At 63.5% G+C, this 14,094-nt stretch carries 13 protein-coding genes; 5 read left to right on the top strand and 8 right to left on the bottom strand.

The window, feature by feature from the left end; all coding sequences use genetic code 11:
• Positions 1 to 65: 65 nt before the first annotated feature.
• On the top strand, positions 66 to 1,025 hold the full coding sequence (gene zntB / locus PU634_RS15235) for a zinc transporter ZntB (RefSeq protein WP_306761614.1): 960 nt from the start codon (positions 66 to 68) through the stop codon (positions 1,023 to 1,025).
• Between the two features lies 1 nt (position 1,026).
• On the opposite strand, the gene PU634_RS15240 is transcribed toward zntB, so the two are convergent.
• From PU634_RS15240 to PU634_RS15255, 4 genes are read right to left on the bottom strand one after another with little or no spacing between them, the layout of a single operon-like run.
• Entirely contained in the window at positions 1,027 to 2,406 is a 1,380-nt protein-coding gene (locus tag PU634_RS15240; protein WP_306761615.1) for an ABC transporter ATP-binding protein, read from the bottom strand.
• Positions 2,403 to 3,239: an ABC transporter permease gene (locus PU634_RS15245; protein WP_306761616.1), complete on the bottom strand. Its 837-nt coding sequence runs from the start codon at positions 3,237 to 3,239 to the stop codon at positions 2,403 to 2,405. Before PU634_RS15245 ends, PU634_RS15240 begins: the two co-directional genes overlap by 4 nt.
• A complete protein-coding gene (locus tag PU634_RS15250) occupies positions 3,236 to 4,171 on the bottom strand; it encodes an ABC transporter permease (RefSeq protein ID WP_306761617.1) in 936 nt (311 codons plus the stop codon). Before PU634_RS15250 ends, PU634_RS15245 begins: the two co-directional genes overlap by 4 nt.
• Positions 4,168 to 5,688 carry an ABC transporter substrate-binding protein gene (locus PU634_RS15255; protein WP_306761618.1) on the bottom strand — a complete coding sequence of 507 codons (1,521 nt, stop codon included), beginning with the start codon at positions 5,686 to 5,688 and terminating at the stop codon, positions 4,168 to 4,170. The genes PU634_RS15250 and PU634_RS15255 overlap by 4 nt, the downstream gene beginning before the upstream one ends.
• Positions 5,689 to 5,855: 167 nt before the next feature.
• Here PU634_RS15255 and PU634_RS15260 point away from each other — a divergent pair, with 167 nt between their 5' ends.
• Complete coding sequence (locus PU634_RS15260) at positions 5,856 to 6,395, top strand: glutathione peroxidase (protein ID WP_306761619.1); 540 nt, start codon at positions 5,856 to 5,858, stop codon at positions 6,393 to 6,395.
• Between the two features lie 350 nt (positions 6,396 to 6,745).
• On the opposite strand, the gene PU634_RS15265 is transcribed toward PU634_RS15260, so the two are convergent.
• On the bottom strand, positions 6,746 to 8,278 hold the full coding sequence (locus PU634_RS15265) for a TerC family protein (RefSeq protein WP_306761620.1): 1,533 nt from the start codon (positions 8,276 to 8,278) through the stop codon (positions 6,746 to 6,748).
• Positions 8,279 to 8,608: 330 nt separating this feature from the next.
• On the opposite strand from PU634_RS15265, the gene PU634_RS15270 reads away from it, so the two are divergent.
• Genes PU634_RS15270 through PU634_RS15280 form a run of 3 tightly spaced genes read left to right on the top strand, consistent with a single transcriptional unit; the run spans position 8,609 to position 10,973 of the window.
• A complete protein-coding gene (locus PU634_RS15270) occupies positions 8,609 to 9,355 on the top strand; it encodes a 5-oxoprolinase subunit PxpA (RefSeq protein ID WP_306761621.1) in 747 nt (248 codons plus the stop codon).
• Complete coding sequence (pxpB, locus tag PU634_RS15275) at positions 9,352 to 10,056, top strand: 5-oxoprolinase subunit PxpB (RefSeq protein ID WP_306761622.1); 705 nt, start codon at positions 9,352 to 9,354, stop codon at positions 10,054 to 10,056. Before PU634_RS15270 ends, pxpB begins: the two co-directional genes overlap by 4 nt.
• Positions 10,053 to 10,973, top strand: a complete 921-nt coding sequence (locus PU634_RS15280; protein WP_306761623.1) for a 5-oxoprolinase subunit C family protein — start codon at positions 10,053 to 10,055, stop codon at positions 10,971 to 10,973. The genes pxpB and PU634_RS15280 overlap by 4 nt, the downstream gene beginning before the upstream one ends.
• Positions 10,974 to 11,133: 160 nt before the next feature.
• On the opposite strand, the gene PU634_RS15285 is transcribed toward PU634_RS15280, so the two are convergent.
• From PU634_RS15285 to thiM, 3 genes are all read right to left on the bottom strand, one after another.
• Positions 11,134 to 12,516, bottom strand: coding sequence for a trimethylamine monooxygenase (locus tag PU634_RS15285; RefSeq protein WP_306761624.1), 1,383 nt, complete (start codon positions 12,514 to 12,516; stop codon positions 11,134 to 11,136).
• A gap of 136 nt (positions 12,517 to 12,652) precedes the next feature.
• Positions 12,653 to 13,267 carry a thiamine phosphate synthase gene (thiE, locus tag PU634_RS15290; RefSeq protein WP_306761625.1) on the bottom strand — a complete coding sequence of 205 codons (615 nt, stop codon included), beginning with the start codon at positions 13,265 to 13,267 and terminating at the stop codon, positions 12,653 to 12,655.
• The gene (thiM, locus tag PU634_RS15295) at positions 13,264 to 14,073 is read right to left on the bottom strand and encodes a hydroxyethylthiazole kinase (RefSeq protein ID WP_306761626.1); all 810 of its coding nucleotides are present in this window, start codon (positions 14,071 to 14,073) and stop codon (positions 13,264 to 13,266) included. Before thiM ends, thiE begins: the two co-directional genes overlap by 4 nt.
• Positions 14,074 to 14,094 lie beyond the last annotated feature (21 nt).

A 14,094-nucleotide genomic window follows, 5' to 3' on the forward strand; every position in this document is an offset into this window, starting at 1 on the left:
TTTCGCATGAACCCGACACCTCCTTGCTATAAGCTGGTGCTTTCATCTATGTGAAGGAAAGGCCGATGGAACAGCTACCGCAACAGTGCATTTATCGCCTGCAGCTTGGGGGTGAGAACGGGCTGCAGCCGCTGGCCGAAGGTGAGCCGGCGGCGGCGCCGGTGTGGCTGCATCTGGACTATGAGCAGCCCGAGAGCGCCGGCTGGCTGCACACCACGCCGCTGATCCACGACAGCGCCCGGGACACCCTGCTGGGCCAGAGCAGCCGGCCCAAGCTGGTGCGCCAGGGCGACAACCTGCTGCTGACCCTGCGGGGCATCAACCACAACCAGGGCGACAGCCCGGAAGAGATGGTGGCGCTGCGCATTTACATTACGCCCCAGCTGATTATCAGCAGCCGGCACCGGCCCCTGCTGTCGGAGCGGGACGTGTACGAGCAGCTCGCCGACAGCGAAGGCCCGGTCACGCAGGGGGACTGGCTGGTGGAGATGTGCGACGCCCTCACCGACCGGGCCGGCGAGTTTGTGGAAAGCCTGCACGATCAAATTCTGGAACTGGAAGAGCGCATTCTGGAGCAGGAAAGTCCGGCCCAGGGCCAGCTGGGCCGTATTCGTAAACAATTGATTCTGGTACGCCGCTACCTTTCCCCCCAGCGGGATCTGGTGGCGAGGCTGGCCAGCGAGAAAATCGGCTGGCTCAATGACGACGATCGCCGCCGCCTGCTCGACATTGCCGACCGGCTGCGCCGCTGGCTGGACGATCTCGACGCCGGCGTGGCGCGCACCGCCGTGCTGGCGGACGAGGTCAATAACCTGATGGCCGAAGCCACTAACCAGCGCGCCTATCAGATGTCGATTATGGCGCTGCTGTTTCTGCCCGCCAGCTTTCTTACCGGCCTGTTCGGCATCAACCTGGCGGGCATGCCGGGGGCCGACAACCCCGCCGCCTTCTGGATTTTCTGCCTGAGCCTGCTGGCCCTGGGCGGCGGCCTGGGGTTCTGGCTGCACCGCAATCGCTGGTGGTAAGTCAGCCCAGGGTCAACACCCGGTCCGCCACCTTGTTCACCAGCGCCGCCTCGTGGCTCACCAGCAGCAGGGCACAGCCCCGTTCCCGGGCCAGATCGGTCAGCAATTTGATGGTGTGCTGCTGGGTCACCAGATCCAGCCGCGAGGTGGGCTCGTCGGCAAACAGCAGCACCGGCTCCAGCAGCAGAATGCGCAGGATTGCCAGCCGCTGCAGCTCGCCCCCCGACACTTCGCGGGGCAGGCGATCCAGCAGATTCAGAGACAGCCCCTGGCGGGGCAGCAGCCGCTCCACTTCGGCCCAGTCCTTGCGGTGCAGTTTCACCAGATCCTGCAGGCCCTGGCCCAGGCGGCATTCCGGGGCAAAGGCGGCGGGCGGATCCTGATACAGCTTCTGGTAGCGAGTGCGAGGCAGGCTGGCATCGCGCCATACCGTGCCGGCGTCCGGCTCCAGCAACCCAAGGCAAATGCTGCCCAGGGTGCTCTTGCCGCAGCCGCTCGGGCCCACCACCCCCATGATCTCGCCGGCGTTCAGCTCAAAGGAAACATCACTGAACAGGCGGCGGCCGCCCCGGGACTTGGCCAGCCCTTCCACTTTAAGCACGCGCTCACCGGCGCCGGCCGGCGCCAGGGCCGGCCAGGCGTCGGGCTCCGCCGCCAGCAGGGCCCGGCCATAGTCGCTCACCGGCGCCTTCAGCACCTCTTTCGCCGGGCCGGATTCCAGCACCTCGCCATTGCGCACTATCATCACCTCGCCGCCGAGCTGGCGGGCCACGGCAATGTCGTGGGTAATGGTGAGCAAGCCACCCCCCGCCTCGGCCACCTGCCTGAGCAGCCCGGTCACTTGATCCCGGCTGCCGGCGTCCAGGCCCTTGGTGGGCTCGTCGGCAATCACGATATCGGCGCCGCCGGTGCTGGCGGCGGCAAAGGCCAGCCGCTGCATCATGCCCCCCGAGAGCTGGCCCGGCAGCCGATCAAGGGCATGATCCAGGCCAAGCCGGGTCAGATCCTCTTTGGCCAGCCGCCGGGCTTCAGGCCAGTCCCGGTCCGCCAGGTAGCGATAGCCCTCGGCCACCTGATCCACCGCCTTCATGGTGGGGTCCAGCGCCAGCCAGGGCTCCTGGGGTAGCATGGTGAGCCGGCGGCCCCACAGTTTGCGCCGCTCGGCGGCGGGCCGGCCGCTGAGCTCTTCGCCCCGCAGCCAGAGCCGGCCTTCCACCCGCAGCGCCGCCGGCAGGTTGCCCATAATGGCCTGGGCAATCAGGCTTTTGCCGGAGCCGGTTTCCCCCAGCAGGGTCAGCGGCCGTCCGGCGGTAAGGGTAAACGACAGCGGCCGCACTATGCCGGGCACCGCCAGTTGCTGTGCTTTCAGCAATTCGGTCATGGTTTGCGGCCTCCCGCCAGCAGGTTAAGGGCCAGCACCAGCAGAAACACCGCCGCTATGGGTTGCAGCAGTATCCAGGGGGCCTCGTGGTAATAGGGCAACAGCTCGGTCATCATCAGGCCCAGCTCGGCGGTGGGCGGGCGCAGCCCGACGCTGACAAAACCCAGGGCGGCAATGGCCAGAATGGCAGTGGCGGCGCCAAAGGCACCCAGGGTCAGCACCACGGGCGCCAGCGCCGGCCACAGGTGACGGCGCACTATATAGCCGGGGCCAAAGCCCAGCAGGCGCGAGGCCTCGATTTGCGGCGACGCCATCAGGGTACGGGTGGTCAGGCGCACCACGCGAAAATATTCAATCCACAGCACCAGGGCAATGCCCACATACAGGGTCCAGAAATTGCCCGGCGCCAGGGCCACCAGCAGCAGCACCAGCAACAGCCCGGGCAGGGCCAGCAGGGTGTCGGCCAGCACGCCCAGCGCCCGGTCTACCCAGCCGCCGCGCCAGCCGGCAAGCACGCCCAGCAGCACGCCGGGCACGGCGGCGGTCACCACGCCCAGCAGCGACAGGCCCAAAGACAACTGCACCGCCGAGCTCATACGCGCCAGCATGCTGCGGCCCAGGTGATCGGTGCCAAACGGTTCGGCTGCTCCCGGCGCGGCCAAAATGCGACTGTAATTCTGCTTTACCGGATCCAGATCCATCACCAGCGGCAACACAAAGCCAAACAGGGCCAGGGCCAGCAACAGGCCGGCACCCCAGCGCTGACGGGTGTTCAGCCACCGGCGACCGCCGGCTTGGGCCGCCGGGGCGGCAAGGTCAGTCACCTGGCTCATACTTCTCTCCTTCTCGGATCGATACGGTGGCACAACAGGTCCACCAGGGCGTTCAGCAGTACGAACATCAGCCCCAGCACCAGGGCGGTGCCCTGGATCATGGGCACGTCCCGCGCCACGATGGCGTGCACCAGGGCATGGCCGATGCCGGGCCAGGCAAACAGGGTTTCCACCACCACCACGCCTTCGATCAGATACACCAGTTGCATGGCCTGATGGGCCAGCACCGGCACCGCCACATTACGCAGGCCATGGCGCATAAACACTCGGCCCTCGCTCAGCCCCTTGGTGCGGCCAAAGGCGTAATAGGCGGAGTCGGCCACGCCCTGCATGGCGTTGCGGCTCACTCGGCAGGCCACCGCCGCCAGCCCCAGGGCCAGGGTCAGCGCCGGCAGCAGGGTGTGGGCGGCGGTGCCATGGCCGGCGGCGGGCAGCCAGCCCAGCTGCACCGCCAGCAACATCACCAGCAAAATGCCGATCACAAACTGAGGCAGGGCCCGCAGCACGGTGGCCAGCACCAGGGTCAGCCGGTCCAGCCGGCCGCCGGGCCTGAGCCCGGCGAGCAGGCCAAGGGGCGGCCCCAGCAACAGCGACAGGCCCACCGCGGCCACGGCCAGGGTGAAGGAGTGGCCCAGCTGGTGACGCAATTCCTCAATGACAGGGTCGCCGCTCACCAGGGAGTTGCCCAGGTCGAGCCGCAGCAGATCCCACAGCCACTGGCCCAGGGCCTGCCAGGCGGGCAGGCCCAGTCCCAGCTCGGCCTGCACCGCGGCGGCGGCGGCGGCATTTACATGGTCATAACCATAACGGCCGGCGGCAATGCGAAAGGCCATGTCGCCGGGCAGCGCCTGGGTGAGCACAAAGGTCAGCACGCCCACCATCAGCGCCACCAGCACCGCCTGCATCAGCCGATAGCTTAATACCGGTATCACTGGGCCCACCTCATGTCGCTCACGCGATAGCTGCGCTCAAAGGGATCCATGCTGAAGCCCTCAACCTGCCTGGATACGGCGGCGGTCTGCTGATACCAGGCCACGGGAATCACCGGCAGCTGCTCATGCAAAATGGTGGCGGCTTCACGGCGCAATGCGGCGGTATCCTGGTCCTGGGTGGCGGTCAGCAGTTGCTGCAAAATCTCGCCCAGGCGCTCGGAGTGCCAGTTCATCGCGCCCCAGTCGCCGCCGTTCGGTCCAAAGTCCTGCAGCAGGGTGCCCAGAGGATCGGGCACCAGGGCAAAGTTGCGGGCCATCAGCCCCAGCTCCAGGGTACCGTCCCGGTGACCGGCGGGTATTTCACTGGAGTTGGCCACGTTCACCGCCAGCTCCACCCCCAGCTCCCGCCACTGATCCTGAATGGCGGTGGCCAGCAGGGGCAGCTCGGGCCGGTCGGAGAAGGTGGTCAGGGTCAGTTTAAAGGGCGTGCCGTTGCGGCTGAGCATGCCCTTGTCGTTCGCCTGCCAGCCCAGCCCGGCAAGCAGGGCCTTGGCCTGTTGCAGATCCCGCTCGGCACCGCTCACCTGGCTCAGGTGCCAGTCGGTCATGGACGGCGGAAACAGCTGGCCGGCACCGGCCTCGGGGGTGCGCAGCAGGGCCACCGCCATGCCGGTGCGCTCCAGCGCCAGACTCAGGGCCCGGCGCGCCTCGGGCTCGGCCAAAAAGGGATGCCCGGCGTTTACCTTCAGGGTCACGGTGCGGGGAATGGCCACGGCCTGCACGGCGAGTTTGGCATTGCGCTGCAGCCGGGCTCGGCTTGCCGGATCCAGGGTAAACACGACATCGGCATCGCCGCTTTCGGCCATCAGTGCCCGGGTTTCGCCCCGGCCGGCGGCCAGGTAGCTGAGCCGTTCAATGGCCGGGGCTTCACCCCAGTAATCCTGAAAGACTCCGGCGGTCAGCTTTTGCGGCATTTGCAGCTGTTCAATGCGGTAGGGGCCGGTGCCAATGACCTGGGTGGCTTCGCCCGCCTCGTTGTAGGACGCCGGCGCCAGTATCTGCACCGAGCTGTGCGCCAGCAGGGCCGGCAGCGGCGCAAAGGGACTGCGCAGCCGCACCACCACCTCGTTGCCTTCGGCGGCAATGGCCGCCACCGGCGCCTGACTCAGCATGCCCGGTTTGGCCAGGGCCAGGTTCAACGCCTGCACGGCCACCTCGGCGGTCAGCGGGCTGCCGTCGTGAAACTGCACGCCCGGGCGCAGGCGAAAGCGCCAGGTCAGCCGGTCTTCAGACAGCGTCCAGCTTTCGGCCAGGCCGGCCTCGGGCTGGCCCCGATCGTCGACCTCTACCAGGGTCTCGCTGATCTGCAGCCGAGTGTAAACATAACCGGCCTTGGCGGGGTCTGTGCTGCCAATCTCCCAGGGCGCGACGATGTCGAGCACGCCTTCGGTGGCATGAGAAACAGCGGTAACGGCCAGCAGGCCGGCACCGAGCAGGATCGAACGGGGTTGCAACATGGGGGCTACCTGAACAGAAGAATGAATGGTTGATATTGTTATAATATAACATCACAAATATCCTTCATCCTCCCTCTTCAATGCAAGCATTTTTTAGTGAGCAGGGTCTCTGTGACCAAACCCATGAGCCATGCTTGTAGCTGACCCTCTTTCAAGGAGAGATTCAAATGAAGAAATTCTTCTGTGGTCTGTGCGGCCTGCTGCTGTGTCAGACAGCCTCCGCCACGGAGCCAAACACCGCCGCTCTGTATGAGCACCAGCTGCCCCGGCTGCACTCCGACACCACCCTGGATATGCGCCAGTTCACCGGCCAGCCGCTGCTGGTGGTAAACACCGCCAGTCACTGCGGCTTTACCGGCCAGTTTGAGGGGCTGGAAGCCCTGTATCAGCAATACAAGGATCAGGGATTAAAGGTGGTGGGCTTTCCCTCCAACGACTTCAAGCAGGAAGCCAAAAGCGAGGCCGAAGCAGCGGAAATGTGCTTTGTGAATTACGGCGTGACCTTTGACATGGCGGCACCGGTGAGCGTAAAAGGCGACGATGCCCACCCCATTTTCAAGGAGATCACTCGCCAGACCGGCAAGCAGCCCCGCTGGAACTTTTACAAGTTTGTAATTGATCGGGAAGGCCGGGTCACCGAGGTGTTTTCCAGCATTACTGGGCCCGAGAGTAAGCGGCTGAAGGCGGCGATAGAGCAGGTTTTGTAAGGTGCATCATGCGAAGCAGCGACAGGGTTACCTACGCCGACACGCTTCGAGCCCATCCATGGGACGCTCGGCACATGCCGTCCATGGCATGTGACGGTCGGCTACGGCAATCCCTGCTGCTGCTTCGTTCAACCTCTGAGCTGTCTAGTACAAGGGCAGACGGCTCGGGGCCAAGAAAGGAGGGATGATGGCACAGTTCCGCTGACCCTCTGCGCCATGGATGGCGCGGCGGAGCCTCCATGGAAGGATTCACGGCGTGTCAGCGGAGCTGGTCATTATTCCGACTCGTTGCGGAACGTGCAGACGAAAAAAGGGAGCACATCGTGCTCCCTTGCTGATTAACCGCCGGCTCAGGCGGCCAGTGGCGTAATGCGCACCTGGGCGATGCGGAAGTCTTCCACTTCGGTCACTTCAAAGCGCAGATCCTCGTGCTCAAACACCGCGCCGGCTTCCGGCAGCTGGCCGGCCAGCGCCAGCAGCATGCCCGCCAAGGTGGCGTATTCGTCGTCCGGATCCACCAGTCCCTTGCGCGCCAGCACCTGCTCCAGATAGTGCAGATCAGTGCTGCCCTTTACCAACCAGCCGTTGTCTTCGGTGATCACTTCCGGATCTTCGTCTTCATCCAGAAACTCACCCACAATGGCTTCCAGCAGGTCGTGAGGCGTTACCAGACCCTGCACGGTGCCGAACTCGTCGTTCACCAGCACCATGTTGCCGCGGGCGTCACGCAGCACGTTAAGCAGACGGATCACGCTGATGCTGTCGGGCACAATAATGGGCGCGCCGCCTTCGGCCAGCTCGGCCAGGGTTTTGCCCGCCTTCAGACCGGCCATCAGATCCTTGGCGCGCACCACGCCCAGCAGGTTGTCGAGCTCGCCGTCACACACCGGAAACTGGCTGTGAGACGAGGCCATCAGCTCCGCCACCTGCTCTTCCCGGGTGTCGTTCACATCCAGCCACACAATGTCGGAGCGGGGCGTCATCACGGTGCGAATGGAGCGCTCGGCCAGCGACAGCACGCCGCTGATCATGTTGCGCTCTTCTTCCACAAAGCCCTGCTGCTCGGTTTGCTTGGGCGTTTCCTCAGACTCGTCTTCGGTTTTTTCCTTGCCGCCCATCAGCCGGAAAATAGCGTCTGTGGTGCGCTCACGCAGGGGCCGGTGAGCCTCCTGTCGCACCTTGTTGCGCTGGGCCAGCTGGTTAAAGAACTCGATCAGAATAGAGAAGCCAATGGCCGCATACAGATAGCCCTTGGGAATATGGAAGCCAAAGCCTTCCGCCACCAGGCTGAAACCGATCATCAGCAGGAAGCTCAGACACAGCACCACGACCGTGGGGTGCGCGTTCACAAAGTCGGTGAGTGACTTGGAGGCCGCCAGCATCACCACCATGGCCGCCACTACGGCGATCATCATCACCGCCAGACTGTCCACCATGCCCACGGCGGTAATAATGGAGTCGAGCGAGAACACCGCATCCAGCACCAGGATCTGGGCAATCACCACGCCGAAGCCGGCATAGACGTTGCTGGTCTCCTCCTCGTGCATTTTGCCTTCCAGCCGCTCGTGCAGCTCTGAAGTGGCCTTGAACAGCAGGAACAGACCACCGGCCATAAGAATGAGATCCCGGCCCGAGAAGCTGAACTCACCCAGGGTCACCAGCGGTGTGGTGAGCGTCACCAGCCAGGACACCACGCTCAGCAGACCCAGCCGCATGACCAGCGCCAGGGTCAGGCCAATTACCCGCGCCCGGTCGCGCTGATGAGGCGGCAGTTTTTTCACCAGAATGGCGATAAACACCAGGTTGTCGATACCCAGTACGATTTCAAGAATAACCAGTGTCAGCAAACCCGCCCACACAGACGGATCCATCAGGAATTCCATGTTTTACCTCGTTGAGAGAATGTGGTTTAGCGGATCAGCGAACAACGCGCGCCAGGCCGGCAACGTGAGTATAGCCACGGCAGCGAGCGGGTCGGAACAAAACGGCGGACGCCGGAAAAAGCGGGGAAAGGCAGGAAAATGAATGATTAACAGCGTGTTGCAAGCAACTTCGCGAGCAGTCCATATCGTACACCGGCGTTTGGCCGGACCTCTTGGTTAAAATGAGCGCATATCATAATCGGAAACCATCCGCTGGCAATAGTCTTTCATGCACAGGTGTCGCCGGCGCAGTAAAATGGGACTTATTCATTATTCAGGGAACGAAACATCATGGCCAAATTACTGCTGAACGCCGACATGGGAGAAAGCTTCGGCCCCTGGACCATGGGGCAGGACGAGGCGGTCATGCCCTTTGTGGACCTGGCCAACGTGGCCTGCGGCTTTCACGCCGCCGACCCCGACACCATGCGCCGCACCGTGGCACTGGCGGCGTCTCACGGGGTAAAAGTGGGAGCGCACCCCGCCTACCCGGATCTGGTGGGCTTTGGCCGCCGCTCCCTGGCCTGCTCGCCCGCCGAAGTGGAAAACATGGTGCTCTACCAGCTGGGCGCACTGCATGCCATATGCCGGGCCGAAGGCACGCGGGTGCACTACGTTAAGCCCCACGGCGCCCTCTATAACGACATGATGAAAAACCAGGCCACCCTGGCGGCCATTATGCGCGCCGTGGCCGCTTTTGATGCCAGCCTGCCGCTGATGCTGATGGCCACCGTCAATCCGCAGCCGGCGCAGGAACTGGCCGACCAGCATGGCGTGACCCTGTGGTTTGAGGCCTTTGCCGATCGCGCCTACGACGCCGCCGGCTTTCTGGTGCCCCGCAGCCAGCCCGGCGCCGTACATCATGCTCCCGAAGTCATTGTCGAGCAGGCCCGGCGCATTGCCGCTGGTGAGCCGCTCACCGCCATCGACGGCAGCCCGCTGGTGTTGGCCGCCCACACCCTATGTGTGCACGGCGACAATCCCGAGTCCATTGCCGCCGTGGCCGCCATTCGCCGCATGCTGGATGGCCCGGCATGAACCCCAGGCTGGAAAACGCCGGCTTCGATGCCTGGCTGGTGCGGCTGTTCGACGATATCGACGAAGCCAGCATGAACTGGATTGCCGCCCTGGTGCAGGCCTGTGAGCAGGCCTTTGGCAAGCAGCTGGTGGAGCTGGTGCCCTCCTACACCACACTGCTGGTGCAGTTTGACCCGCTCACCCTGGATCACGCCGAGGCCGGTCGCTTGCTGCAACAATTGCTGGCAAAGCTGGAGCCGCTGGAAGACAACACTCAGCACGAAGTGAAAACCCTGCCGGTGTGGTATCACCCCAGCGTGGGGCCGGATCTGGCCCGGCTGGCACAGCATACCGGCCTGAGCACACAGCAAATCATTGAACTGCACAGCGGCCACACCTACCGGGTGTTTGCCCTGGGGTTTGCCCCCGGGTTTGCCTTTATGGGCACCCTGCCCGAGCAACTTGAAACGCCCCGGCTGGCAAGCCCGCGCTCAACAGTGCCTGCCGGCAGCGTGGCCCTGGCCGGCCGCCAGACCGCCGCCTACCCCCGCACCACCCCCGGCGGCTGGAACCTGCTGGGGCGTACTCCGGCCAGGCTGTTTGACCCCGCCAGCCAAAACCTGAGCCTGCTGCGGGTGGGCGATCGCGTGCGCTTTGAGCCGGTGAGCAAGGCCGAATTTGAACGGCTGGGGGGCGATACCAGCCCCATGGAGGCGCCATGAGTCTGCTGATTGAAAAGCCCGGCCCCCTCAGCACCCTGCAGGATGCCGGCCGTTTTGGTGTGCGCCATCTGGGGGTGGCCCAGGGCGGACCGGCAGACCTGCACGCCTGGGCCTGGGCCAACTGGCTGGTGGGCAATGGCTGGGGCGCCACCGCGCTGGAAATCACCCTTGGGGGGCTCACACTTACCGCACAGCAGCCCTGCCGGCTGGCGCTCTGTGGTGCCGATATGCAGGCGCGGGTGAATGGCCGGCCCCTGCCCCACTGGCAATCGTTTACCCTGGAACCCGGTGAGACCCTTGCCCTGGGCATGGCCCGCAGCGGGGTTCGCGCCTATCTGGCGGTGGCCGGCGGTTTTCAGGCCGAGCCCGTGCTGGACAGCACCGCCTGCGTGGTGCGGGATGGCCTGGGCGGCCACAAGGGCGACGGCAGCCCGCTGGCGGCCGGTGACGAGCTGAGGTTTGACAGGGCCACGCAGAATGCTGGCTCAAACCGTTCCCTGCCCGAGAGGGAAAGGCGGGGTTACCAGGACGATCCGGTGCTGGCACTGATCCCCGGCGCCCAGTTCCGTCATTTCGAGGATCACAGCCTGATCGAGGCGCTGAGCCGCCCGTGGACCGTGGATCCTCAATCGGATCGCATGGGGATCCGGCTGAAAGGATCCTTGTTGCAGTGCAACATGGAAACGCTTGTCTCGGAAGGCCTCACCCTGGGCGCAGTACAGGTGCCCCCGGACGGCCAGCCCATCGTGCTGCTGAACGACCGCCAGACCATTGGCGGTTATCCGCGCCTCGGTACCCTCTCGCCCCTGTCCTGCGCTCAGCTGGCCCAGTGCCGCCCGGGCCAGGCACTGCGGCTGCTCACCACCACCGCCAGTGAGGCGCAGCGGGAGTACCGGAAGTTCAGAGCGCAGTTCTAAGCAACCAAAAAGCCCGCTTGATAAAGCGGGCTTTCTATTCTCAATACCGGTCACGCCGGCAAGCTGCAGGCGCCACTTTAGTTGGCGCGAAATAGCAGACAGTGATGCATTCACAGGCTCTGCCGGCTAAAGCGGCAGCTACATATTAGCTGCGGCGGTATCAATCAACCTTGTCGAAGCTTTTGTTCTCGATAAAGTCGAGGGACATAAAGCTTTCCAGCGAGTCATCCTTGATCTCCAGCCAGCTGGCCGGCAGGCGGGTGGCCATGGTACCGGTTACGGTGGAGCGGTAACACTTCTCGCGGAAGCTCATGATGCCGGCCTGTTTGTCCTGCTGCCATTCCTTCAGCAACGCCGCCTGCTCTTCCACCTTGAATTCGGGATAATCGGTGGGCCCGAGCAGATCGCGAATGTAGCTGGCCTGGAAGTCGATGGCGTCGCAGCAGCCACCCAGCTGCTCGTGGCGTTGCAGCCAGCGATCCATGTCTTGCCGGCGCTCATCCGCATCCGGCAGGGCAATCTTGCCGAGGATCACATCGCGGGCATACCAGGCCTGGGCGTCGAACATGTTGAAGGTGAAATACTGATCCTGCATGCCCAGATAAATCATCTTCGGGTTGTTCTGGAAGAAAATGCCCTTGTACAGGTTGTCCGGATACAGGCAGTTGTGAGTCTTGAGCCGCAGTGCATCCGGCAGGAACGGGAAGTGGAACAGATAGCCGGTGCACATGATGATGGCGTCGAACGCCTTGCTGGAGCCGTCGGCAAAATAGCCGGTGTTACCGTCGAAGTGGGCCAGCAGCGGCCGCTCTTCCATGCCCTCGGGCCAGTCAAAGCCCAGCGGGCTGCTGCGATAGCTGATGGTCACCGATTTGGCGCCGTACTTGTAGCACTGGGAGCCGATGTCTTCCGCGGAATAGCTGGCGCCCACCAGCAGCACGTTTTTGTCCTTGAATTCCAGCGCGTCGCGGAAGTCATGGGCATGCAGTACCCGGCCCGGGAACTGCTCCACCCCTTCAAAGTAGGGCATGTTGGGGGTAGAGAAATGACCGGTGGCCACCACCACATAGTCAAACTCGTCGCTTTCCTGCAGGCCGGTCTTGTGGTTCATCACGGTGACGGTGAACTTGCCGGTGGCGTCGTCATGGCTTACCCAGCGCACCGGGCATTCAAAACGGATGTAGTTAGAAATGGCCTGCTTGTCGATACGACCCATGATGTAGTCTTTCAGCACGGCACGCGGCGGATAGGAAGGAATGGCCCGGCCGAAATGCTCGTCAAAGGAGTAGTCGGCAAATTCCAGACACTCTTTCGGGCCGTTGGACCACAAATACCGATACATGCTGCCATGAACTGGCTCGCCATTTTTATCTAAACCCGTGCGCCATGTGTAATTCCACATGCCACCGATGTCACTTTGCTTTTCAAAACAAACGATTTCCGGCAGATCCTGAACGCCTGCCTTGCGAGCTGCTTCAAACGCTCTCAACTGTGCCAGACCACTGGGACCGGCGCCCAAAATCGCGATTTTTTGCTTGCTCACAATTAACTCCTTCTACTGCAAAAACCTTGCCATACTAAAGGAGTCAGCCTCTAATTTACAGTCACTTGCGTAAAAGTACGCCAAAAGTACACAAAAACACGAAACAATAGCCTGCTAATTGGTTGCGGTGATGTAATCACCCCATCAACCGGCCGAGTGCCTGAGCCGCCGAACGCGGACAGGGCGCACGGCAAATGGCCGATACCAGGGCCACGCCGTGCACACCGGTTTGCGCTACTTCGGGCAGATTGCCGGCATGAATGCCGCCAATGGCAACAATGGGCCGAGAACTGTACTTCAGCGCCTGCCGCAGGCCGTCGATACCCCAGTGCCTGTTCAGATCGGTTTTGGTGGGGGTGGCAAAAATCGCACTCAGACCCAGGTAGTCCACCGGCAATAATTCGGACTCGAACAGTTGTTGTTCGGTTTCCACCGACAGTCCCAGCAGCCGCTCCGGGCCCAACAGGCGGCGGGCATGGGCGGCGGGCATGTCGGACTGGCCCAGGTGCACTCCGTCGGCGTTCACCGCCAGCGCCACATCCACCCGGTCGTTGATGATCAGCGGCACACCGGTGCCTTTAAGTACCTCCTGCACCGCCTCGGCCCGTTCAATAAAGGCGCGCACGTCGCCGTGTTTTTCCCGTACCTGCACCAGGGTCACGCCACCGGCGACCGCTTCGGCGACCACTGTTTGCAGGGTTCCAATGGGCTGGCGGTCGTCGGTCACCAGATATAAACGATAGGGGTTCATGGGGTGTTCACCTTTATTTTCAGGCGGCGGTCCAGGGTATCAGCATCCAGCCGGTAAAGGGCATCGAGCAGGTTCAGCTGCAGACTGCCGGGGCCGGGAGAGTTCTCTGCGGCCACCTCACCGGCTACCCCCATCACCGCCGTGGCGGCCACTCCCGACCCCTCGCCCACGGCGGCAAAGGCGCCGGTAAGCGCCGACAGGGTGCAACCCGTGCCGGTAACGAAGGGCATCATGGGGTGGCCATTGTGCAGGCGAATTTCGCTACTTTCATGAATAATGATGTCGGTTTCACCGGAGATCACCACACTGGCCCCGTAATGGCCGGCCAGGTAATGCCCCGCTGCCAGCGCCGCCTCGGTGCCGTCGAGCGCATCCACACCCCGCCCCTGTGCCTGAACGCCGGCCTGCTCGCCGGCCAGGGCAATGATCTCGGAGGCATTGGCACGAATAATCAGCCGCTCTGCCTGACTCGCCAGCCGGCGCGAGGTGTGAGTGCGCAGGCTGCTGGCCCCACAGCCCACCGGATCCAGCACCACCGGCTTGCCGTGCCGGTTGGCCAGATCTACCGCCATGACCATGCGCTCAATCCAGCGGCTGTCGAGGGTGCCGATATTGATGACCACAGCCCCCACCAGCGGTACCAGCTCCGCCAGCTCGTCCCGGGAGTGAGCCATGATCGGTGACGCCCCCAGCGCCAGCAGGCCATTGGCGCTGTTGTTCATCACCACAAAATTGGTGATGTTCAGCACCAGCGGCTTTTGCACCCGCACCGCCTTGAGTGCGGTAATGATCTGTTTAGTGTTCATGGTGCTCCTTGCACTGGTTCA

Source organism: Oceanimonas pelagia (assembly GCF_030849025.1).
Classification (GTDB): domain Bacteria; phylum Pseudomonadota; class Gammaproteobacteria; order Enterobacterales; family Aeromonadaceae; genus Oceanimonas; species Oceanimonas pelagia.

What these genes read in the sequence shown, in the direction of transcription:
- zntB (WP_306761614.1), top strand. Translation starts at nt 66, where the DNA reads ATGGAACAGCTACCGCAACAGTGCATTTATCGCCTGCAGCTTGGGGGT.
- PU634_RS15240 (WP_306761615.1), bottom strand. Translation starts at nt 2,406, where the DNA reads ATGACCGAATTGCTGAAAGCACAGCAACTGGCGGTGCCCGGCATAGTG.
- PU634_RS15245 (WP_306761616.1), bottom strand. Translation starts at nt 3,239, where the DNA reads ATGAGCCAGGTGACTGACCTTGCCGCCCCGGCGGCCCAAGCCGGCGGT.
- PU634_RS15255 (WP_306761618.1), bottom strand. Translation starts at nt 5,688, where the DNA reads ATGTTGCAACCCCGTTCGATCCTGCTCGGTGCCGGCCTGCTGGCCGTT.
- PU634_RS15260 (WP_306761619.1), top strand. Translation starts at nt 5,856, where the DNA reads ATGAAGAAATTCTTCTGTGGTCTGTGCGGCCTGCTGCTGTGTCAGACA.
- PU634_RS15265 (WP_306761620.1), bottom strand. Translation starts at nt 8,278, where the DNA reads ATGGAATTCCTGATGGATCCGTCTGTGTGGGCGGGTTTGCTGACACTG.
- PU634_RS15270 (WP_306761621.1), top strand. Translation starts at nt 8,609, where the DNA reads ATGGCCAAATTACTGCTGAACGCCGACATGGGAGAAAGCTTCGGCCCC.
- pxpB (WP_306761622.1), top strand. Translation starts at nt 9,352, where the DNA reads ATGAACCCCAGGCTGGAAAACGCCGGCTTCGATGCCTGGCTGGTGCGG.
- PU634_RS15280 (WP_306761623.1), top strand. Translation starts at nt 10,053, where the DNA reads ATGAGTCTGCTGATTGAAAAGCCCGGCCCCCTCAGCACCCTGCAGGAT.
- thiE (WP_306761625.1), bottom strand. Translation starts at nt 13,267, where the DNA reads ATGAACCCCTATCGTTTATATCTGGTGACCGACGACCGCCAGCCCATT.
- thiM (WP_306761626.1), bottom strand. Translation starts at nt 14,073, where the DNA reads ATGAACACTAAACAGATCATTACCGCACTCAAGGCGGTGCGGGTGCAA.